We start from the raw sequence: 20,014 nt of genomic DNA on the forward strand, positions 1-20,014 counted from the left end.
GTAAGGAGTCGGGCATGGCGGACATGGTGGTGGTGCGCAAGGAAGGCTTGTACTGTGTGTCGGGTCAGTTCTACATCGACCCGTGGCGCCCCGTCGAGCGCGCCATCATCACGCATGCGCATGCCGACCATGCGCGGGTCGGGCACCGGCACTACCTGTGCGCCGCTCCCGGCGAGCAAGTGCTGCGCGCGCGCCTGGGCCCCGTTTCCATCCAGGGTCTCGCGTATGGCGAGACCATCGAACACCACGGCGTGCAAGTGTCGCTGCATCCGGCCGGCCACGTGCTCGGTTCGGCCCAGGTGCGCATGGAATATGGTGGCACAGTGTGGGTGGCGTCCGGCGACTACAAGCTGCAGCCTGACCCTACCTGCGCTCCGTTCGAGTCCGTGCGCTGCGACACCTTCATCACAGAATCGACCTTCGGCCTGCCCATCTACCGCTGGCAGCCGCCGCAGGAAATTGTTGACGACATCAACCAGTGGTGGCGCAGGAATGCAGCCGAAGGGCGCACCAGCGTGCTGTTCTGCTATGCCTTCGGCAAGGCGCAGCGCATCCTGGCCGGCCTTGATGCCAGCATCGGCCCCATCATCTGCCATGGCGCAGCGCAGGCCTTGACGCAGGTCTACCGCGAGTCCGGCGTGGCCTTGCCCGCCACCGTCATGGTCGGCGATGTGGCGGAGAAGGCGGCCCTGAAGACGGCCATGGTGATCGCCCCCCCATCGGCGGCCGGTTCGCCGTGGATGAAGCGCTTCGGCGACTACAGCGATGCGTTCGCCAGCGGCTGGATGCTGCTGCGTGGCGCGCGCAGGCGGCGTGGCGTGGACCGGGGGTTCGTGCTGTCCGACCACGCCGACTGGTCCGGCCTGATGCAAGCCATCACGGCCACGCAAGCCGAGCGCATCATCGTTACGCACGGCTCGATACCCGTGATGGTGCGCTGGCTGCAGCAGAATGGCTGGCAGGCGGGCGGCTTCGAGACGGAGTATGGCGATGACGAGGCGGAAGACAGCGTAGTTGCACAGCCGGAGGCAGCGCCCCATGCGTGACTTTGCCCGCTTGTACTCGGAACTCGACGAGACCACGTCCACCAGCCGCAAGCTGGCGGCGCTGCAAGCCTATTTTCGCGGCGCCGCGCCCGAGAATGCGGCCTGGGCCGTGTATTTCCTGGCCGGCGGCAAGCCGCGTCAGGCCGTGCCCACCAGGTTGCTGCGCGAATACGCGACCGAACGGGCGGGCCTCGATGCCTGGCTGTTCGACGAGGCCTACCACGCCGTGGGCGACCTGGCCGAAACCATCGCCCTGATCCTGCCCGCGCCCGCCAGGCGCAGCGATATCGGCCTGGCCGTTTGGGTCGAGCAGCGCATCGCACCGTTGCGCGGCGCAGCGCCCGACGCGATTCGCGCCGACTTGCTGGCCTACTGGGACGAGCTGGAAACGCGCGAACGGTTTTTATTGATCAAACTGATCGGCGGCGGTTTTCGCGTGGGCGTGTCCAAACTGCTGGTGACGCGCGCGCTGGCGTCCATCGCCGCCGTCGACAGCAAGCTGATCGCCCAGCGCCTGATGGGCTGGACCGATGGCAAGGTCAGCCCCACGGGGGCGGGATTTTTGAAACTGATCGCCGCGCAGTCGGAGGGCGAGCATGCGCTGCGCGGCGGCCAGCCTTACCCCTTTTTCCTGGCGCACCCCTTGCAGGCGGGGCCGGAGACGCTGGGCGACATCGGCGACTGGCTGGTCGAATGGAAATACGATGGCATGCGTGCACAGCTGCTGCGCCGCGAGGGCGTGAACTGGCTGTGGTCGCGCGGCGAGGAATTGATCACGGAGCGCTTTCCCGAACTGGCGCAGCTGGCCTTGCCCGAGGGCACCGTGCTCGATGGCGAAATCCTCATCTGGCAGCCTGGTAACGTGCCGGCGCCATTTGCCGATTTGCAACAACGCATGGGCCGCAAGACGGTGTCGTCCAAGCTGCTGGCCGAGTTGCCCGCCGTGCTGGTAGCCTACGATGTGCTGGAACTCGATGGCGTGGATGTCCGCCACCTGCCGCAGCTCGAGCGCCGCGCGCTGCTGGAAAGCGTCGTGGCGCAGGTAGATGCTCCCGCGCTGCGCCTGTCGCCGCGCATCATGGCTGCCAGCTGGGAGGCGCTGGCCGCCATCCGCGAGGAATCGCGCACGCGCGGTGTGGAAGGCATGATGCTCAAGGCCGTGTCGGCCGCGTATGGCGTGGGCCGCACGAAAGACGTGGGCACGTGGTGGAAATGGAAGATAGCCCCGTATGCCATCGATGCCGTGCTGATCTACGCCCAGGCGGGCCACGGCCGCCGCGCGTCGCTGTACACGGACTATACCTTCGCCGTGTGGGATGGCGAGCATGGCGAGGAACGCAAGCTGGTGCCCTTCGCCAAGGCGTATTCCGGCTTGACAGATGCGCAGATCGCGCAAGTGGACGCGGCCATCCGCAAGACGACGATAGAAAAATTCGGCCCCGTGCGCAGCGTCCAGCCAACGATGGTGTTCGAGATCGGCTTCGAGGGCATCGCCGCTTCCAGCCGCCACAAGGCGGGCATCGCCGTGCGCTTTCCCCGCATCCTGCGTCGGCGTGACGACAAGGCCATCGCCGACGCCGATACCCTGGCCACCCTGAAGGCCATGCTGGTCCAGGCTACATGAGCAAAAGCATGCTGGCGCAGCGCATCGATGCCTGGTTTGCCGGGCGTGGCTGGAAGATTTTTCCCTTCCAGCGCGCCGTCTGGCGCACCGCTGCGCAGGGCCGCTCCGGCCTGCTGCATGCGAGTACGGGTTCCGGCAAGACGTATGCTGTCTGGTTCGGCGCCTTGCTGCGTGCCGAGCGTCTGGCGCGCAAGAGCAGGAAGCAGGGCTTACGCGTGCTGTGGATCACGCCCATGCGGGCGCTGGCGGCCGACACCGTGCGTGCGTTGCAGGCGTCTGGCGCGGAGCTCGCCCCTGGCTGGCGCATCGAGGCGCGCACGGGCGATACCAGCGCCGCGCAGCGGGCACGGCAGGCGAAAGCCTGGCCCGAAGTGCTCGTCACGACGCCGGAAAGCCTGTCCCTGATGCTGAGCCAGGCGGACGCGCAGGAACGCTTCAGCCTGCTGGAAACCGTGATCGTCGATGAGTGGCACGAATTGATGGGCAGCAAGCGCGGCGTGCAGGTGCAGCTGGCGCTGGCCCGCTTGCGCCGCTGGCAGGAAAACCTGATGACATGGGGTCTGTCAGCCACCCTGGGCAATTTGCAGCAGGCGCAGGACGTCTTGCTGGGGGAACAAAGCGATGGCGTGCTGGTCGAAGGCAAAGTCAGGAAGCGCATCCTCGTCGACAGCCTGATTCCTGTGAACCCGACGCGCTTTCCCTGGGGCGGTCACCTGGGCATCCAGATGCTGCAGCCTTTGATCGCCGAGATCGAGGGCAGCACCACCACGCTGGTGTTTACGAATACACGTTCGCAGGCGGAGCTGTGGTACCAGCACCTGCTCGATGCGCGGCCCGACTGGGCGGGCCTGATCGCCCTGCACCACGGTTCGCTGGACCGCGAAGTGCGCGAGTGGGTCGAGCAGCACCTGAAAACGGGCGAACTGAAAGCCGTCGTGTGCACCTCCAGCCTGGACCTGGGCGTCGATTTCCTGCCCGTCGAACGGGTGCTGCAGGTGGGCAGCGCGAAAGGCATCGCGCGCCTGGTGCAGCGGGCGGGGCGCAGCGGCCACGCGCCGGGGCGCATTTCGCGTGTCACCCTGGTGCCCACCAACAGCCTGGAATTGCTGGAAGCGGCGGCTGCCCGCGCGGCCCTGGCGCAGGGCCACCTGGAAGCGCGCCCCGTGCCGGACAAGCCGCTCGACGTGCTGGTGCAGCACCTGGTGACGATTGCCCTGGGCGGCGGTTTTGCATCGCTGGCGCTGTACGAGGAAGTGCGCGCGGCCTGGTCGTATCGCCACCTGAGCCTGGACGAGTGGCAATGGGCGCTCGACTTCGTTGCGCGCGGCGGGCAAAGCCTGACCGTGTATCCGGAGTACCGGCGCGTGTTGCCCGATGAGGATGGCACGTACCGCGTGCCGGACGTGGCGCTGGCGCGGCGCCACCGCATGAGCATTGGCACCATCGTCTCGGAGGCGGCGATCCAGGTCAAGTTCCTGGGTGGCGGGCGCATCGGCAGCATCGAGGAAGCGTTCATCGCGCGCCTGAAGCAGGGCGACCATTTCTTGTTTGGCGGGCGCATCCTGGAATTCGTGCGCGTGCATGAGATGACGGCCTACGTGCGGCGCGCCACGGGCAGCCGCGGCGCCGTGCCGCGCTGGCAGGGCGGCAAGATGCCGCTGTCGTCGGAACTGGCGCATGCCGTGCTTGACCAGTTGCAGCTGGCGCAAGAAGGGAAAGCCAGCGGGCCGGAAATGCGCGCGCTGGCGCCGCTGCTGGCCATCCAGCAGTCATGGTCCAGCCTGCCCACGCGCGCCAGCCTGCTGGTGGAAACCCTGTCCAGCCGCGAAGGCCATCACCTGTTCGTGTATCCGTTCGCCGGTCGCTCCGTGCACCTGGGACTGGCGTCGCTGCTGGCTTACCGCATCGCGCGCGTGCAGCCGGCCACCTTGTCGATCGCCGTCAACGATTACGGCTTTGAATTGCTGGGCGCGGACGACATTGATTTTGCGCCGCTGTTGACGGCCGCCAGCGGCGCCGATATTGCCCTGTTCAGCACGGACAACTTGCTGGAAGACGTGCTGGCCAGCCTGAACGCGACGGAATTGTCGCAGCGGCGCTTCCGTGAAATCGCCCGCATCGCCGGCCTCGTATTCCAGGGCTATCCGGGCCAGCCGAAAAGCGCGCGCCAGCTGCAGGCCTCGTCCTCGCTGTTCTTTGAAGTGTTCCGCAAGCACGACGCGACCAATTTGCTGCTCACGCAGGCGCAGCGCGAAGTGCTGGAGCAGGAACTGGAATTGACGCGTTTGCGCGCCACCCTGCGCGAGCTGCATGGGCGGCAGATTTCCCTGCAAGCGTTGGAGCGCGCCTCGCCGTTTGCCTTCGGCCTGATGGTCGAGCGTTTCCGCGAACAGCTGACGACGGAAAAGCTGTCGGACCGGGTGGCGCGCCTGGTGAACGCGCTGGAAAAGGCGGCCGCATGAGCGGCCTGCGCCCAGCGCACTGCGTGGTGAACCTGGCTGGCGAGAGCGTTTGGCTGTTGGCGCACAAGGCCGTGTACTGGCCGGCGCACCGGATGCTGATTATCGCCGACATCCATTTCGGCAAGGCGGCCGCCTTCCGCGCGCTGGGCGTGCCCGTGCCGCGCGGCACCACCAGGCAAAACCTGCTGGCGCTCGACGCCTTGCTGGCCAGTTACGCCTGCGAGGAAATCGTCTTTCTCGGCGACTTCCTGCACGCGCGCGCCGCGCATGCGGCCGCCACCGTGGCAGCGATGCTGGCCTGGCGCGCGCGCCATCCCAACGTGCGCCTGACGGTGGTGCGCGGCAACCACGATGCGCACGCGGGCGATCCGGCCGCCGCGCTGGGCATCCGCATGGTCGATGAACCGCACAGCGTCGGCAATCTGTCGTTCTGCCATCACCCGGACACCGTGGCGCCCGGCTATGTGCTGGCCGGTCATGTGCATCCCGTGTTTCACCTGCGCGCAACAGGGCGGGGATTACGCGGTGACGGCCTGCGCCTGCCGTGTTTCCTGCTGGGGCCATCGCACGCCATCCTGCCCGCGTTTGGCGCCTTTACGGGCGGCCATGCGCTGCGGCCTGCCGCTGGCGAACGCGTGTATGTGACGGCCGACGCGGCGATTTTCGCTATACCCCCTAACTGCTGAGTGTTTGGTACTTTTGGTGGAAAACTGAAAGTAACTGTGCCACCGTGGGCGGGACTCATCCTACATGCGCTCTTGCCATCCTCCTATTTCTTGCGCCCCATGTGCGCACTAAGATGAGGGTTCCCTTGCCGTGCGAGAGGGAAGAATTGCATGGTTTGCACTGTTTCTGATTCCATCGATCAAGGAGATCATCATGGCCACATCGAGCGACAATAAACAGCAAGGTAGTAAAGCCAGCAGCAGTGGTAGTAGTAGCGGCAGCGGCGGCAACAAGCAAAGCGATACCAGCAAGCGTGGCTTCGCTTCCATGGACCCTGCCCAGCAGCGCGAAATCGCCAGCGAAGGCGGACGTGCAGCGCATGAAAAGGGCACGGCGCATGAATTCACGTCGGAAGAAGCGCGCCGCGCAGGCAGCCAAAGCCACAAGAACGATGGCAGCCGGCAAAGTGCCGCCAGCTCCAGCTCCACCTCCAGCGCCAGCGGCTCGCGTGAGAATGCCAGCATGAACCAGGAGGGCAACCGCGACAGTGGTAACAAGCAAAGCGGCGGCTCAGGGTCAGGTTCAGGGACGGGCTCGTCCGGTTCGCGCAACAAGTAAGCGCAAGCCGTAGCAAGGCAAGTTTGGCCGGCGGGAATCGCGCATTGCCGCCGGCCAGTCGCAAAATTTTGATGCAATGCAGCAGGCATGCACTATGATGAAGTAGCGGCGCCGGCCACGGCCAACGCACAGTCAAGCTGCAATCGACTCGCACTCACGATCAGGGGGAAGATGATGGGTAACTCCACTACGCCGCAGCCCGGCAATAGCCAGGGCGGCACGCCGTCCATGCCATCCACGCTGGGCAACAAGCAAAGTACGGCCGATTCGGCCGAGAACTTTGTGCTGGTCGATAGCGAGCAGGGCCTCGATATTGGCGACGATCTGTTTTCCATCGGCGAAGTACGGCGCGCCGACCGCTTGCCCCATCATCAGTCTGGTTCCGCCGGCCAGAGCCGGCAGAGCGCTGACGATGCACCCGACACCACGGGCAGTACGGGGGTCTGAGCTGCCCTTCTTGGCTGTCTGATCATCCCTGCAGGGGCAGCCGTCAGGCGTGTTCGCGCACGCCGGCTGGCCATGCCTGCCCGCGCGCGGTTACATCAGGACGGCTCTGCTACAGCGCTACAGCTCAACCCGGCCGTGTTCGCCCAGGTCTTTCGGCGCCTCGCCCGTGATGGCCGCCTTGGCCATTGCATAGAATTGCATCATTTTGCTGGCGCTGCTATCCCAATACTCGGCCGACTGGATCGTCACCTTGATCAGCGACAGTTTCGGATCGTCGAGTCCGCCCGGGAACCAGGCTTTCAGCAGCGGATTCCACAATTCCTCCGCCTTGGCGCGGTCCTTCAGCAACTGCGCATGGCCGCAGACGGACACATACAGGCTGTCGCCCGTGTCGACGAAGCTGACGTTGACTTGCGGATTGTTCAGCAAGTCGCGCGTGTAGGCGGCCTCGTCCGAGACAAAGAACCAGATCTGCCCTTCCTTGTCGACCTGCTGCTGCGTCAGGGGCCGGCTGGTGAGAGTGCGCATGTCGTCGCTGGTGGTCAGCATGCCGAATTTGACGTCCTTGATCCTGGCCGCGATGCTGGCCAGTTGTTCGCTGGAATAAGCTTGCATGGGTACTCCCTTGTTGGTTGTCCTGAACAACAAGCATAGGCGCTTGCTGCATGCTGCTCTGTACGGCAGCTTACGTAGCAGCGGAGCTTTGTTTCAAAGCTGTTACAAAACGCTGGTCCGGCGGGGTGCCCCATGTATTGACTTAATAAATGATAATCATTATCATTTGTTTGAAAATATCAGCATGCACTTTGATTGAAGGATGGGAATGAAGCACACTGACTTGTCGCGCCACCTGGCCCGCTCCTTGCCGGGAGCGAGCTATGGGTAATGCGGGCGCCGCAGACAAGGCCAAGAACAACGCCAGCCGCGCCGTCTGGCTGAAGAACTTGCATCAATGGCACTGGATCAGCTCGGCGCTTTGCCTGCTGGGCATGTTTCTGTTCGCTATCACCGGCATCACCCTGAACCACGCTGGCCAGATCGAGGCCAAGCCGGCTATCACACGCCAGAAGGCGACGTTGCCAGCCCCTTTGGTCACGCAACTGGCCGCGTATGCCGCCCAGCACGATGGCGCCAACGCGCCCATGCCGGCCGCCGCCGAGACCTGGCTCAAGCAGCAATGGTCGCTCAATGCGGGTGGCCGTCCCGCCGAATGGAGCGTCGACGAAATCTACCTGCCGCTGCCGAAGGCGGGTGGTGACGCCTGGGTGCGCATCGGCCTGGAAGACGGCGCCGCCGAATACGAATTGACGGACCGGGGCTGGGTATCCTGGCTCAACGATGTCCACAAGGGCCGCAACACGGGCGTGGCCTGGAGCTGGTTCATCGACATTTTTGCCGGCGCCTGCATCGTGTTTTGCCTGACGGGGCTATTGATTTTGAAGTTCCACGCGGCCAACCGGCCATTTACCTGGCCGATGGTTGGCCTCGGTATCTTGATACCTTGCGCGATCGCCTTGCTGTTTATCCACTGATCGTTTTTATTTTTTCTTTTTACAGGCACACCATGAAATTACGCTACTCCCTGGCGCTTGGCCTTCCCCTGATCGGCACTTCGGCGATGGCGGCCGACCTGGCCCTCAAGATTGAAATCCCGCAATTGAACGTGGCGGAATACCACCGTCCCTACGTGGCGGCGTGGCTGGAAACGGCCGATCAAAAGGTGGTCGGCAACCTGACGGTGCTGTATGACGTGAAAAAGAAGGACAAGGCAGGCGAGAAATGGCTGAAGGACATGCGTCAATGGTGGCGCAAGAGCGGCCGCGACCTGGCCATGCCCGTCGACGGCGTCAGCGGCGCCACGCGTGCGCCGGGCGAACATACGCTGACGTTCCCCGGTGCCAAGGCCTTGCTCGACAAGCTGCCGGCCGGCGAATACCAGGTGGTGGTGGAAGCGGCGCGCGAAGCGGGTGGACGCGAACTGGTGCGCGTGCCGTTCCAGTGGCCGCTGAAATCGGCCCAGTCCGTTCCTGCCAAAGGCAAGGAAGAACTCGGCAATGTCGTCGTCCAACTCAAACCATAAGGCGCACATCATGTTCAAGCAACTCAATAAGCCCCTGATCGCCCTGGCCTTGGCCGGCCTGGCTATGAACGCCCACGCCCACCGGGGCTGGATGGTGCCATCGAGCACTATGGTGGAAAGCAAGGACGCCTGGGTGACGGTGGACGCGGCCGTCTCCGATGGCCTGTTCGAGATCGACCACCAGCCGCTGCGCCTGGACGCGCTGCAAGTGATCGGTCCGGATGGCGCGAAAGTGGCGCCGGCGAACACCGTCACGGGCCGCTTGCGCAGCGTGTTTGATGTGAAGATGGAAAAGCCGGGCACGTACAAGGCGGCCATCGTGTCGCAAAACGTGATGGCCAGCTACAAGCAAAATGGCGAGCAGAAGCGTTTCCGTGGCAACGAGGAAACCTTCAAGAAAGACATGCCGGCCGATGCGCAAGACGTGAAAATCACGCGCACGGCCAGCCGCCTGGAAACTTTCTTCAGCAATGGCGAAACCAGCACGGAAGTGTTCAAGCCGACGGGCGTAGGCCTGGAATTCGTGCCCGTGACGCACCCGAACGACTTGCGCGCGGGCGAAAAAGCCACCTGGCGTTTCCTGGTCGACGGCAAGCCGGCGGCGAACCAGGCCTTCAGCCTGGTGCCAGGCGGCGTGCGCTACCGTGGCGTGCTGGGTGAAATCCGCCAGAGCACCGATGCCAAGGGCGAGATCACGTTTACGGTACCAGGGGCAGGCATGTATTACCTGAGCAGCACTTGGCCAGCGGCCACACCGGCCGTGGCCGGTCAGCCGCCAGCCATGCCCGAGCGCCGCATGACGTACGCGGCCACCGTGGAAGTGCTGCCGCAGTAAGCGGCGGCCTCTTCACGAGCTCGCCGATGCGCCGGGTCCTGCTGCCGCAGCATATTTCCGATCAGGTCGTGCCGCCCGGCGCCGCGATCCGGGACTTGCACGGCCTGACGATGGGCACCAGCTGGTCGGTGCGCCTGGTCGAATCCGCCATGCCGGGACGCGCCGGCAGCGCCGACCTGCAGCAGGGCTTGCAGCAACAGCTGGACCTGGTCGTGGCGCAAATGAGCCACTGGAGCGACGCGTCCGACCTGGGCCGTTTCAACCGGGCCGGGCCGGGTAGTTGGCACAGCCTGCCCGCCGCCTTTTGCGAGGTGCTGGGCTTTGCCATGCACGTATCGCAGGCGTCCGGTGGCGCGTACGACCCGTGCGCGGGGGCGCTCGTCAACCTGTGGGGCTTCGGTCCCCGCAATCGCTACGATGAACCGGGCTTCCTGCCGCCGAAAGACGATACGCTGGCGCTGCTGCTGTCGCAGCGCCAGCGCCGCCGGCTGGAGCTGGACTTGCCGGCCCGCCGCGCGCGCCAGCCCGGTGGCTTGCAACTCGATTTGTCGGCCGTGGCGAAGGGCTATGGCGTGGACCGCCTGGCCCGCTACCTGGACAGCCAGGGCATCGGCCATTACCTGGTCGAAGTGGGCGGCGAGCTGCGCGGCGCCGGCAGCAAGCCCGACGGCCAGCCGTGGTGGGTCATGCTGGAACAGGTCGATGGCGCCGATGCCGCAGAGCATCCGGCAGAAATGCTGCTGGCGCTGCACGGCTTGTCCGTGGCGACCTCGGGCGACTACCGGCGTTTTTTTCAGGATGGCACGGTGCGTTTTTCCCATACGATCGATCCGCGCAGCGGCATGCCGATCGCCAATCAACTCGCTTCCGTCACCGTCGTGCACGAGCAATGCATGGCGGCCGACGCCTGGTCGACGGCCCTGACGGTGCTGGGACCAGACGCTGGCATGGCGCTGGCCGAAGAGCAGGGCCTGGCCGCGCGCTTCCTGCAGCGCGACGGCGATGGCTACCACGAAACGTTGAGCAGCCACATGCTGGCCATGCTCGACGAATGAACAGTTATTTCCCATGATTTTTACGCACGATACGACGCGGCTGGCCTTGCTGGCCACCTTGTCCCTCAGCTACGCGGGCGTATGCCTGGCGCCCTGGCTGCGCGCGCGCGCCAAGCGCCGCGCGTCCGCTGCCGCCAGGGCGGCGCTGGCCAACAATCCCGCCTGGCTGGTGACGTATGCGAGCCAGACGGGCAATGCCGAGGAACTGGCCACGCAAACGGCGCAGAGCCTGCAACTGGCCGGCATCCCCGTGCGCCTGTGCGCGCTGGCCGAACTCACGGCCCTTGATCTGCAACAAGCGGAACGGGCCTTGTTCCTGGTCAGCACGTATGGCGAAGGCGATGCGCCCGACAATGCGGCCGCCTTCATGGGCCGCCTGATGACGGGCGAACTGGCGCTGCCGCAATTGCATTACGCCGTGCTGGCCCTGGGCGACCGCAGCTATGGCCAGTTTTGCGGCTTCGGCCGCGCGCTCGATGCCTGGCTGGCCACGCAGGGCGCCTCGCGCCTGTTTCAACGCATCGAGGTCGACCGTAGCGCCAGCGCCGCCATCGAACAATGGTTCCAGCACCTGAGCCACCTGGCCGGCACCAGCGACGCGCCGGACTGGAGCGGCCCCGCCTTCGGCGACTGGAAATTGATGCAGCGGCAGTTGCTCAATCCGGGCAGCGCGGGTGGCGCCATCTATCATGTGGAACTGGCGCCCGTGGCAGGCAGCTTGCCGGATTGGCAGTCGGGCGACCTGGTGCAAGTGGCCGCGCCAGCCGACCCATCGCAACCGCGCGAATATTCGATCGCCTCGATCCCGCATGATGGTAGCGTACATTTGCTGGTGCGCCAGCATGCGCATCCCGACGGCAGCCTGGGCCTGGCCTCGGGCTGGCTCACGGCGCAAGCGCAAGTGGGCGAGGTGCTGCAATTGCGCCTGCGCCAGCACAAACGTTTTCGTTTGGAAGACAATGCCCAGCGGCCATTAATTCTGATTGGCAACGGCAGCGGCATCGCCGGCTTGCGCGGGCATTTGAAAAGCCGCGTGCTGGCGGGTCAGCGGCGCAACTGGCTGATCTTTGGCGAGCGCAACGCGGCCCACGATTTCCATTATCGCGAAGAGATTGAAGGCTGGCATGCCAGCGGTGACTTGCCGCGCCTGGACCTGGCGTTTTCGCGCGACCAGGCCGAGCGCACCTACGTGCAAGACCGGCTGCGCGGCAATGCCGATGAAATCACATTGTGGCTGCAGCAGGGCGCGGCCATCTACATTTGCGGCAGCCTGGCCGGCATGGCGGGCGGCGTCGACCAAGCCCTGCAGGAAATCCTGGGCCGGCCCGCGCTCGACGCGCTGGCAGCCGAAGGGCGCTACCGGCGGGACGTGTATTAATACAGAAGGGGCTGCTTACGGCTGGATCGCGGTCAGCGGCGTCGTTTCCATCTCGCCGCTCACTTCCTGCAAGCCGCGTGCCAGGCTGGAAATGCTGGGGTTGTCGATGAAGACGCAGCGCTTGCCCGTGCGCTTGCAATAATCCTTCACGCGCCAGTAGGCGCTGTGGCTGATGCAGCCCGTCTGGCAAATCACCAGGTCGGCCGCCGCCAGGCTCGAATCGAGCAGGTTGGCATTGTCTTCCAGGCCGCCGTCATGGTGGGCGAACTGCGCGCCGACCCGCTCGATCAGGGCGCGGTAGGTGGCGACATTGCCGCTGCGGCCACCCACGCACAAGACGCTTTGATCGACCAGGCGGATCGGCATTTTCAGCTTGCCGCCCGTCGGCACTTCCAGCTTCGGTGCCGGTGGCGGCACGGCGGCGGCCGGGCGTGGCTGGGCCTGCTTCAATTCCGCGATTTGCTGGCGTAATTCTTTCTCGCGCTCATCCATTTGCGCCAGGCGTTCGACCAGGCGCGTGCGCGATTCCAGCGCCGGGATGGCGGCCTGCAATTGCGCCAGATCAAAGCGCAAGCCATCGATGACGCTATCCTTACCGATCGATTCAGCCCGCGTGCGCAGCAGCACGGCTTCCTGGCGTTCCAGTTCGCCCGTTTTTTCCATCAGCATGGCCTGGCTGCGTTGTTGCAGCTTGGCCAGTTCGTGCGTCAGGCGCGCATTTTCTTCCTGCAAGGCGGTAAATTTTCCCATGTCGGCCCGCACGCAGGCGCCGGCCTGGTGCTGAATCATGTGCAAATCGCGGCACATCTGCTCTTCCAGCTCGGCGTCGCAGCGCGGATGCGTCAGGCCGGCCCAGAAGGCACCCGACACGTCGCCGTTGGCGACGGCCGTGCGCCACAGTTCGGCCACTTGTTGCGTGGTCTTGGCGCCGCGAAAGCGCAGGATGACGGGAGCGTAGCGGCGTTCGAGTTCCTTTTGCAGGGCTTCGGACAGGCGGTTGCGCACCCCGCATTCCGTCACGGCGCCCACATGCACTTCGTAGTCGTCGGCCAGCACGCGTCCGCCCGTCATCTTGCCCACCAGCTTGCGCAGGTATCCCAATGGCAAGCCCACGCCCACCAGCGGACAATGGCAGGTGTGCGACAGTTCCCACAGCCGGCGGCGGCGCGAAGCGAGCGCGGCCGTTTCGGCCTCGCCGCTGGAACAATTGCTGATGACGGGCAGGGACTGGTCTTTGTCACACATGGCGATATCCTGTTAGGCGGTGGGAGGTGTTGAATAGAAATTATTGCGGCAGGGGCGAGGCAGGGCGCTTGGCGCTCAGCAGGCGTACCAGGCGATCCAGCAAGGTGGTCTTCGGCGGCGCAGGCCGGTGCAGCGCCACCAGCGTGGCCCATTGCTGCGACAGTTGCTGGCAGGTCGCTTGCAACACGGGACCCAGTCCGGGCGAACTGGACAGCACTTGCAGATGGCGTTCGATGACACCGGCCAGTTTCTCGCAGGGACTGCCCGCATGGTAGTGCGACATCAGGTGCAGCACGGCCGACAGCAGCAATTCAGGCTGCTGGCCTTGCGGGGAAGGAAACATCGGGAAAGGTCGGTCGTTCGCCATCAAACACTCCTGTGCGGGTGGTTTGGCTGGCTGCACGCACGGGGCGCGACTGGCTGGCGAGTGTGGTGACTGACTGCCGTGCTGCTTCAGGCAGTCAGGATCAGCTTGTTCAATTGGGTGACGCGCAGGCGATATATCTTGCCGCTGTGTTCAATCTCCACTTCGCGGCCCTGCTGCAGCAGCGCTTCGCTGGTGATGCGGCGCGCCGGCTGGGCCATGCTGACGGGAGGACGGACGTGGGCAGTAGCGGCATCCTGGATCAAGGCTGGTTTTGAGCTTTGCATGTTGGGCTTTCTTTGTCTCAGTTGAGAATGATTCGTATTTGCATTATTGTTGAATGTGGCCCGAAAAGCAAGGCTTATTTGTGCCGGATGCAGGCTTTTTTTGACTGCCGGGGAGGGGAGTGCCGTAGGCGTGGCACGCGGTGGCGCCAGCGGGCGGGAGATGGGGCGGACAGCAGAAAAAAGACCCGGCAAGGTGGTGTGCCTTGGCCGGGTCAAGCCTGTGCCAAGCTTGAAGGAATCGGGTGGCGTTAATCGGCTGGCGTTAAATCGTGGCCAGCAATTGCGCCGAGGCGGTGGCGGCCGCCGTGGTGTCGGCCTTGAGCTTGGCGGCGGCCAGTTGCTTGGCGCGCGAGCGCGAGGGCGGCAGGCGGCGCAGGGTTTTCAGGGCATCCGGGTCCTTGATGCCGATGGTGCGCTGGTCGACCGAGATCAGGCCGATTTCATTGAAGGCGGACAGGGTGCGGCTGACCGTTTCCAGGGTCAGGCCCAGGTAGCTGCCGATTTCATGGCGCGTCATGCGCAGGTTGAACAGCTTGCTCGAGTAGCCCATCTGCGCGAAGCGGTCGGCCAGCGAGACGAGGAAGCGCGCCACGCGGGCTTCGGCGCTGAGGGCACCGAGCATGCCGATCATGGCTTGCTCGCGCACCAGTTCGCGGCTCATCACGCCGTACATGACATTTTCCAGTTCCAGGTGCACGCGGCCCAGCGCCGTCAGCTTCTTGAATGGCAGCAGGATCAGGTCGCAGTCGGACAGGGCCACCGCTTCCGAGGAGTAATGGCGCGAGTGGATGCCGTCGACGCCCAGCATGTCGCCCTTCATGGGAAAGCTGAGTACCTGCTCATTGCCGAATTCGTCGATGAGCACGGTTTTCAGAAAGCCCGAATTGACGATGTACAGGGTGTCGAAGGGCTGGCCGATGGTGTGCACGCGCTGGCCCGTCTTGAATTGCACGTGCTGGAACAGCAGTTCATCGGCGGCGATGGTGCAGGCGCTGGAGATATGCAGCAGGTCGCACACCTCCTTCAGGTTCGACCATAGCCGCCCCTGGCGCTGGCGCCCCGCTTCCATCGGAGAGGAGGGGGGCAGCGATGGCGCGGCAGCGCGGGTTTCAGGCGTTTGCGTGGACAGCATGTTCATCTCCTGGTGACAGGTAGTTCAGAGTTGAATGACAAGGTGCACAGGGCGGCGGGCAAGGAAGGGGCGGCGCGCGTCCAGGCGGGTAAATCTCAATGCGCTGAAGACTTGCTGTGTGATGAAATAACTTCCCAGCAACTTGATGACTGGTTTCAGTATGCCAACAACCGTATGCAATTAATATCAGCAGTGGCTGAATATGGCAGTAGGAGCTGTGGCAGTTGATGTAGGATTGTTCCTACGGGCGCGCGCGTGGATAGCTTAGGTCTTGAAGGGGGATAGCAGGCGGTGTGCCACGGCATATTGCACCATTTCCGACAGCGAACTCATGCCCATCTTTTGCATGATGCGCGTCTTGTGCGTACTCACGGTTTTCACGCTCAGGTGCAGATTGTTGGCGATTTCCGTGATCGACTTGCCTGCCACCAGCAGGGAAAAGACTTCGAACTCGCGGTCCGACAGCTGTTTGTGCAGCAAGCTTTCATTCGGCATCATGATGTTGAGCACGAGCTGCTCTGCCACCTCTGCGCTGATGTAGGGACGGCCCGACGCCACCTTGTGGATCGCGCCCACCAGCTGGGTGCCCGCGCTTTCCTTGGTCAGATAGCCTTGCGCGCCGGCGCGGATGGCGCGCACCGCATATTGCTCTTCCTCGTGCATGGTGAGGATCAGGATGGCCAGCTTGGGCGCTTCGCTGCGGATTTGCCGGATCAGGTCGACGCCGCTGCGGCCCGGCATCGACAGGTCGAGCAGCAACAGGTCGAAGCCGCCCTGGCGCACGTGGTTGAGTACCTCAAAGCCGTCGATGGCTTCGCCCACGATGTCGATGTCCGGCGCGCCGTCAAGGATGCGTTTCAATCCTTCCCGCATGATGGTGTGGTCGTCGGCAATCACAATACGTATCATAGGCGCGCAATCTGGAAGCGTGTAAGGTGTCCTGGCCGTTTCGTGGCGGCCGGCCAGGTGTTAAGAAACGAGAAACATTGTCATTTTAACTGAAAAGGCCGCAGTGTTGCCTTTTACCCGATATATGAGCTGCGGCGGCCTGTGTGGCCATGTGACCCCTTATTTCGAAGGGGGTTCCTTGATCAGCCTATGCACAAGCACGGGCAATTTCGAGTGCGACAGCACCTTGTTGGTCACGCTGCCCAGCAGCAATTGCCCCCAGCCGCTGCGGCCATGCGAGCCCATGAAGATCAGGTCGCAGTGCTGCAATTGCGCCACTTCCACGATCTTCAGGGCCGGGCTGTCGGAAAAGGCCGTCAGGCCCGTCGCTTCCAGGCCCCGCTTGGCGGCCGCGTCGAGGATGGGCTGCCAGTGGTCGGCGCCCGCCTTGCGCATGGCGATGCGGTACTCCTCTTCGCTTGGATAGCTGGGTGGAATGATTTCGATGTACACCGGGTACTGGTACTCGGGCGCCACGTACACGGCAAGGATGTCAGCTTGCATCTGTTCGGCAAAGGCAACGCCGGCACAGGCCGTCAGGTTGGAGACGGTGGAGCCGTCCGTGGCGATCAGAATTTTCTTATACATGGCAGGTCCTTTGGCGGTGACTCAGCGCGTGCAACGCCCCTTATTGTAGGCGTGGCAGCAGCATGGTATTCATGTAAAGACTTGATAATTATCAATACTATTGCACCTTTAGTATAGACAACATTGGCAGAAAGATCGTGTTTTAGCCGCAACGATGGCCATGGACACTGTTGCGCAGGCGCCCGCAAGCAGGATTTCTTGTGCGCCGCGTGCTCTTGCACCCATGCCAATGGTAGTATTTCAAAATACAACAGCAGGAACACTTATTTCCTCACGGAAAAGCTCTTGTGGGCCAGCTTTACACCAGGAAGCGCGTTTTGAGATTTACCAACAGGGCGGCGCCCTGCTACACTCGCACCATCGCAGCGGTATTGCCTCAAATCATCTTAATCGAGAAATTGTGGGTATCAGTCTGTAAAACGCACAGTTCAGGCGGAATTTTGACAAATTATGGAGAAGCAGGGATATGACCAACGCCGCTGATGATTTCGATGCATTATTCGATGAAGTATCTGCGCAAAGTGCGGCCGCTCCCAAGCCCGCGCCTGCCGCAGCGCCCGCAGCCGTGATCGCGGACGACGATTTTGACGCGCTGTTCGACTCCGTGTCGGCCAGCGCCGCCGTGCCGCCAGCCGCCGCGCCAGTCGCCGCCGCGCCGGAAGCGCCGCCCGCAGCTGCCGCAGGCGTGCCCGGCGAAGCGGCCGATCCTGTCGACCAGTCCGACAAGCCGATGTTCGAACGCCTGGGCGGCATCGTGCGCCTGCTCCACGATTCGCTGCGCGAACTGGGCTACGACAAGGCGTTGACGGAAGCGTCGTCGCAGATCGTCGACGCGCAGGACCGCCTGGAATATGTCGCCACCCTGACGGAACAGGCCGCCAACAAGGTCCTGAATACGCTCGACGAAGGCATGCCGGCGCAAGATGTGCTGTCGAAGAAAGCCAAGGACATGGACAGCCGCTGGACGGCGCTGTTCGATGGCAAGCTGAGCCTGGAAGAGTTCAAGGCCCTGGCCGGCGATTCGCGCCAGTTCGCGCAAGCCGTTGCCGAGGCAACGGAAGCGGAAAAAGCGCGCTTGCTGGAAATCATGATGGCGCAGGACTTCCAGGACATCACGGGCCAGCTGATCAAAAAAGTGGTCAACATCACCAAGACGGTGGAGCACGAGCTTGCCCAGCTGCTGCGCGACAACGCGCCGGCCGAAGTGCGCGAAAAACTGGCGCAAAAGCCGGTGCCGCTGATGCAGGGCCCGTCTGTGCCGTCGGTGGCGCTGGACCAGGATAATGTAGACGACCTTCTTGCGGATTTGGGATTCTAATGGACGATATGCTCAAGGATTTCGTCGTTGAGGCGATGGATCTTGCGGTTAATGTTGAAGAGCACTTATTGCGCCTCGAGCGTGATCCTGACAACAAGGAAACACTGAATGCCGTGTTTCGTTCCTTCCACACCATCAAGGGTGGCGCCGGCTTCATGGGCCTGCCCGCACTGGTGGCGGCCTGCCATCTGACGGAAAACCTGTTCGACGCACTGCGCACGGGCGCCGCGCCGGTGACCCCGATCGCCATCGAGGCGGCGCTGCAAGCGTCCGGCTTCGTCGCCGACCAGCTGACGGAACTGGCCAACGGTGCCGCGCCGGAAAGCTTGCCGGCCATGCCGGAAGAGCTGGAACACATTCTGACGAACGCCATCGAAGGCAAGGGCATGGACGCACACGCGCCGGCCGCCCCCGTGGTGGCGGAAGTCGCCGTGGTGGTTGCCGAGGTGGTCGTGGCGGCGCCAGCCGCCGCTGTTTCCAGCGCCAGCGCCGATGGCCTGGACTGGGAAGGCATGTATAACGCCGTCGTGCCGGCGGGCAGCCAGATCGCTGCCGCAGCGGCCTCCGCCGTCGCCGCTGTGCCTGCCGCCGTGGCCGCCGCGCCCGCCGCTGCAGCCGCTGCCAAGCCGGCCGCCAAGGCCTGGGATGGCGCGGAACGCCGCGACGAGCGTCCGGAAGTGCGCCATGCCGCGCCCGTCAAGGAAGACAGTATCCGCGTCGACGCCGTCAAGCTCGACGCGCTGCTGGAAGTGGCCGGCGAGTCGGTGCAGGCTGCCAACCAGGCTGCCGTGCTGCTCGAACGCTTGCTGCAATTCAAATTCGAAGGCCAGGCCGCCACCCTGATGGCGACCCTGGCGGAAACCCTGGAACGCGCGTCGCGCTACTCGACGGAACTGCAGCGGGCCACGCTGGCCACGCGCATGCAGCCCGTGGGCCGCCTGTTCCAAAAGTTCCCGCGCCTGGTGCGCGAACTGGCGAAAGACCTGGGCAAGGATGTTGAGCTGACCATCGAAGGCGCGGAGACGGAAGTCGACCGCGTGGTGGTCGACAGCCTGTACGATCCGCTGGTGCACATGCTGCGCAATTCGCTCGACCATGGCGTCGAATCGCCGGAAGCGCGCCTGGCCGCCGGCAAGCCCGCCAAATCGTATATTTCACTGAAGGCCTGGCAGGAAGCGAACAGTGTCATGATCGTGCTGCAGGATGATGGCAAGGGCATGGACCCGGCCTTCCTGCGCAGCAAGGCCCAGCAAAAGGGCTTGATCAGCGAAAACGCGCAATTGAGCAACGACGAATGCTTCCAGTTGGTGTTCCTGCCGGGCTTCTCGACCAAGGAAGTCGCTTCCAGCGTCTCCGGACGCGGCGTGGGCATGGACGTGGTCAAGACGGCCGTGGAGAAAAATCGCGGCGCCATCCACATCGAGTCGACGCTGGGCAAGGGCACCAAGTTTGCCATCCGCCTGCCGATTGAGCTGTCCATCGTGCCGACCATGCTGGTGTCCACCTCGGGCGCCGCGCTGGCGCTGCCGATGGCGGTGGTGCAGCGCGTCGTCGAATTGCCGGAAACCTTCATGGAAGTGGGCGGCGCGCCCGTGCTGAAAGACCAGGGCCGTCCGTTGCCCGTGCGTTCACTGGCCGGCGCCCTGGGTTACGAAGCGTGCAGCGAGCGCGTGGGCATTGTTGTCGCTGCGCCACAGCCGTACATTCTCGCCGTGGCAGCCGTCGATGGTACGGCCGACCTGGTGATCAAGCCGATGACGGCCATCACCGTGGAAGGCATTACCGGTACCGCCCGCTCGGCCGAGGGCGAGCTGGTGCTGGTCGTGGGCCTATCGTTCCTGATGGATGGTTGCAGGGGAAGTGTGCGCATGGCTGCCTAGAAACACCGGTAAGCATACCAAGCCCGCTGCAGACCTCTGCA

The 20,014-nt window shown here is 64.0% G+C and carries 20 protein-coding genes; 13 read left to right on the plus strand and 7 right to left on the minus strand.

The genetic code is table 11. From position 1 onward, the window contains the following. Positions 1–14: 14 nt before the first annotated feature. The 6 genes from ACP7EG_RS01510 (at position 15) to ACP7EG_RS01535 (ending at position 6,863) form a co-directional block, all read left to right on the plus strand. Positions 15–1,046 carry a ligase-associated DNA damage response exonuclease gene (locus ACP7EG_RS01510; protein WP_426086143.1) on the plus strand — a complete coding sequence of 344 codons (1,032 nt, stop codon included), beginning with the start codon at positions 15–17 and terminating at the stop codon, positions 1,044–1,046. Continuing rightward, positions 1,039–2,670 carry an ATP-dependent DNA ligase gene (locus ACP7EG_RS01515; RefSeq protein ID WP_426086145.1) on the plus strand — a complete coding sequence of 544 codons (1,632 nt, stop codon included), beginning with the start codon at positions 1,039–1,041 and terminating at the stop codon, positions 2,668–2,670. The genes ACP7EG_RS01510 and ACP7EG_RS01515 overlap by 8 nt, the downstream gene beginning before the upstream one ends. Then, positions 2,667–5,132, plus strand: a complete 2,466-nt coding sequence (locus ACP7EG_RS01520; protein ID WP_426086146.1) for a ligase-associated DNA damage response DEXH box helicase — start codon at positions 2,667–2,669, stop codon at positions 5,130–5,132. The genes ACP7EG_RS01515 and ACP7EG_RS01520 overlap by 4 nt, the downstream gene beginning before the upstream one ends. Beyond that, the gene (pdeM, locus tag ACP7EG_RS01525; protein WP_426086147.1) at positions 5,129–5,818 is read left to right on the plus strand and encodes a ligase-associated DNA damage response endonuclease PdeM; all 690 of its coding nucleotides are present in this window, start codon (positions 5,129–5,131) and stop codon (positions 5,816–5,818) included. The genes ACP7EG_RS01520 and pdeM overlap by 4 nt, the downstream gene beginning before the upstream one ends. A 193-nt stretch (positions 5,819–6,011) precedes the next feature. Then, a complete protein-coding gene (locus ACP7EG_RS01530; RefSeq protein ID WP_426086148.1) occupies positions 6,012–6,416 on the plus strand; it encodes a KGG domain-containing protein in 405 nt (134 codons plus the stop codon). Between the two features lie 171 nt (positions 6,417–6,587). Then, positions 6,588–6,863 carry a hypothetical protein gene (locus ACP7EG_RS01535; RefSeq protein ID WP_426086149.1) on the plus strand — a complete coding sequence of 92 codons (276 nt, stop codon included), beginning with the start codon at positions 6,588–6,590 and terminating at the stop codon, positions 6,861–6,863. A 117-nt stretch (positions 6,864–6,980) separates the two neighbouring features. Here the strand turns inward: ACP7EG_RS01535 and ACP7EG_RS01540 are convergent, their stop codons facing one another. Continuing rightward, positions 6,981–7,478 carry a pyridoxamine 5'-phosphate oxidase family protein gene (locus tag ACP7EG_RS01540; RefSeq protein WP_426086150.1) on the minus strand — a complete coding sequence of 166 codons (498 nt, stop codon included), beginning with the start codon at positions 7,476–7,478 and terminating at the stop codon, positions 6,981–6,983. Between the two features lie 263 nt (positions 7,479–7,741). Between ACP7EG_RS01540 and ACP7EG_RS01545 the strand changes: the two genes are divergently transcribed. The 5 genes from ACP7EG_RS01545 to ACP7EG_RS01565 are packed head-to-tail and all read left to right on the plus strand — an operon-like array spanning position 7,742 to position 12,211. Continuing rightward, a complete protein-coding gene (locus ACP7EG_RS01545; RefSeq protein WP_426086151.1) occupies positions 7,742–8,395 on the plus strand; it encodes a PepSY-associated TM helix domain-containing protein in 654 nt (217 codons plus the stop codon). Positions 8,396–8,427: 32 nt separating this feature from the next. Continuing rightward, positions 8,428–8,943: a DUF2271 domain-containing protein gene (locus ACP7EG_RS01550; RefSeq protein ID WP_034783417.1), complete on the plus strand. Its 516-nt coding sequence runs from the start codon at positions 8,428–8,430 to the stop codon at positions 8,941–8,943. A 10-nt stretch (positions 8,944–8,953) separates the two neighbouring features. After that, positions 8,954–9,778: a DUF4198 domain-containing protein gene (locus ACP7EG_RS01555; protein ID WP_426086152.1), complete on the plus strand. Its 825-nt coding sequence runs from the start codon at positions 8,954–8,956 to the stop codon at positions 9,776–9,778. Between the two features lie 26 nt (positions 9,779–9,804). Then, a complete protein-coding gene (locus ACP7EG_RS01560; RefSeq protein WP_426086153.1) occupies positions 9,805–10,833 on the plus strand; it encodes an FAD:protein FMN transferase in 1,029 nt (342 codons plus the stop codon). A gap of 13 nt (positions 10,834–10,846) precedes the next feature. Further along, entirely contained in the window at positions 10,847–12,211 is a 1,365-nt protein-coding gene (locus ACP7EG_RS01565; protein ID WP_426086155.1) for a sulfite reductase subunit alpha, read from the plus strand. Between the two features lie 15 nt (positions 12,212–12,226). Here the strand turns inward: ACP7EG_RS01565 and ACP7EG_RS01570 are convergent, their stop codons facing one another. From ACP7EG_RS01570 to ACP7EG_RS01595, 6 genes are all read right to left on the minus strand, one after another. Continuing rightward, positions 12,227–13,456, minus strand: a complete 1,230-nt coding sequence (locus tag ACP7EG_RS01570) for a DUF2325 domain-containing protein (protein WP_426086157.1) — start codon at positions 13,454–13,456, stop codon at positions 12,227–12,229. 40 nt (positions 13,457–13,496) lie between these two features. Continuing rightward, positions 13,497–13,823: a hypothetical protein gene (locus ACP7EG_RS01575; protein WP_426086158.1), complete on the minus strand. Its 327-nt coding sequence runs from the start codon at positions 13,821–13,823 to the stop codon at positions 13,497–13,499. 86 nt (positions 13,824–13,909) lie between these two features. Continuing rightward, on the minus strand, positions 13,910–14,107 hold the full coding sequence (gene hemP / locus ACP7EG_RS01580) for a hemin uptake protein HemP (RefSeq protein WP_034750559.1): 198 nt from the start codon (positions 14,105–14,107) through the stop codon (positions 13,910–13,912). A 262-nt stretch (positions 14,108–14,369) separates the two neighbouring features. Then, positions 14,370–15,176 (minus strand): Crp/Fnr family transcriptional regulator, encoded by an 807-nt coding sequence (locus ACP7EG_RS01585; protein ID WP_034750901.1) that lies wholly within the window; start codon positions 15,174–15,176, stop codon positions 14,370–14,372. A 327-nt stretch (positions 15,177–15,503) separates the two neighbouring features. Further along, the gene (locus ACP7EG_RS01590; protein WP_034750556.1) at positions 15,504–16,148 is read right to left on the minus strand and encodes a response regulator; all 645 of its coding nucleotides are present in this window, start codon (positions 16,146–16,148) and stop codon (positions 15,504–15,506) included. A 159-nt stretch (positions 16,149–16,307) separates the two neighbouring features. Next, complete coding sequence (locus tag ACP7EG_RS01595; RefSeq protein WP_071076092.1) at positions 16,308–16,775, minus strand: universal stress protein; 468 nt, start codon at positions 16,773–16,775, stop codon at positions 16,308–16,310. Between the two features lie 466 nt (positions 16,776–17,241). On the opposite strand from ACP7EG_RS01595, the gene ACP7EG_RS01600 reads away from it, so the two are divergent. Continuing rightward, positions 17,242–18,093 carry a protein phosphatase CheZ gene (locus ACP7EG_RS01600; RefSeq protein WP_071076093.1) on the plus strand — a complete coding sequence of 284 codons (852 nt, stop codon included), beginning with the start codon at positions 17,242–17,244 and terminating at the stop codon, positions 18,091–18,093. Then, positions 18,093–19,973 (plus strand): chemotaxis protein CheA, encoded by a 1,881-nt coding sequence (locus tag ACP7EG_RS01605; protein ID WP_426086160.1) that lies wholly within the window; start codon positions 18,093–18,095, stop codon positions 19,971–19,973. The genes ACP7EG_RS01600 and ACP7EG_RS01605 overlap by 1 nt, the downstream gene beginning before the upstream one ends. Positions 19,974–20,014 lie beyond the last annotated feature (41 nt).

It is taken from the genome of Janthinobacterium sp. PSPC1-1 (assembly GCF_049897625.1).
Lineage (GTDB): Bacteria > Pseudomonadota > Gammaproteobacteria > Burkholderiales > Burkholderiaceae_D > Janthinobacterium > Janthinobacterium tructae.

Coding starts and splice junctions, on each gene's coding strand:
- ACP7EG_RS01510 (WP_426086143.1), top strand. CDS start 15: ATGGCGGACATGGTGGTGGTGCGCAAGGAAGGCTTGTACTGTGTGTCG.
- ACP7EG_RS01515 (WP_426086145.1), top strand. CDS start 1,039: ATGCGTGACTTTGCCCGCTTGTACTCGGAACTCGACGAGACCACGTCC.
- ACP7EG_RS01520 (WP_426086146.1), top strand. CDS start 2,667: ATGAGCAAAAGCATGCTGGCGCAGCGCATCGATGCCTGGTTTGCCGGG.
- pdeM (WP_426086147.1), top strand. CDS start 5,129: ATGAGCGGCCTGCGCCCAGCGCACTGCGTGGTGAACCTGGCTGGCGAG.
- ACP7EG_RS01530 (WP_426086148.1), top strand. CDS start 6,012: ATGGCCACATCGAGCGACAATAAACAGCAAGGTAGTAAAGCCAGCAGC.
- ACP7EG_RS01535 (WP_426086149.1), top strand. CDS start 6,588: ATGATGGGTAACTCCACTACGCCGCAGCCCGGCAATAGCCAGGGCGGC.
- ACP7EG_RS01540 (WP_426086150.1), bottom strand. CDS start 7,478: ATGCAAGCTTATTCCAGCGAACAACTGGCCAGCATCGCGGCCAGGATC.
- ACP7EG_RS01545 (WP_426086151.1), top strand. CDS start 7,742: ATGGGTAATGCGGGCGCCGCAGACAAGGCCAAGAACAACGCCAGCCGC.
- ACP7EG_RS01550 (WP_034783417.1), top strand. CDS start 8,428: ATGAAATTACGCTACTCCCTGGCGCTTGGCCTTCCCCTGATCGGCACT.
- ACP7EG_RS01555 (WP_426086152.1), top strand. CDS start 8,954: ATGTTCAAGCAACTCAATAAGCCCCTGATCGCCCTGGCCTTGGCCGGC.
- ACP7EG_RS01560 (WP_426086153.1), top strand. CDS start 9,805: ATGCGCCGGGTCCTGCTGCCGCAGCATATTTCCGATCAGGTCGTGCCG.
- ACP7EG_RS01565 (WP_426086155.1), top strand. CDS start 10,847: ATGATTTTTACGCACGATACGACGCGGCTGGCCTTGCTGGCCACCTTG.
- ACP7EG_RS01570 (WP_426086157.1), bottom strand. CDS start 13,456: ATGTGTGACAAAGACCAGTCCCTGCCCGTCATCAGCAATTGTTCCAGC.
- ACP7EG_RS01575 (WP_426086158.1), bottom strand. CDS start 13,823: ATGGCGAACGACCGACCTTTCCCGATGTTTCCTTCCCCGCAAGGCCAG.
- hemP (WP_034750559.1), bottom strand. CDS start 14,107: ATGCAAAGCTCAAAACCAGCCTTGATCCAGGATGCCGCTACTGCCCAC.
- ACP7EG_RS01585 (WP_034750901.1), bottom strand. CDS start 15,176: ATGGAAGCGGGGCGCCAGCGCCAGGGGCGGCTATGGTCGAACCTGAAG.
- ACP7EG_RS01590 (WP_034750556.1), bottom strand. CDS start 16,148: ATGATACGTATTGTGATTGCCGACGACCACACCATCATGCGGGAAGGA.
- ACP7EG_RS01595 (WP_071076092.1), bottom strand. CDS start 16,775: ATGTATAAGAAAATTCTGATCGCCACGGACGGCTCCACCGTCTCCAAC.
- ACP7EG_RS01600 (WP_071076093.1), top strand. CDS start 17,242: ATGACCAACGCCGCTGATGATTTCGATGCATTATTCGATGAAGTATCT.
- ACP7EG_RS01605 (WP_426086160.1), top strand. CDS start 18,093: ATGGACGATATGCTCAAGGATTTCGTCGTTGAGGCGATGGATCTTGCG.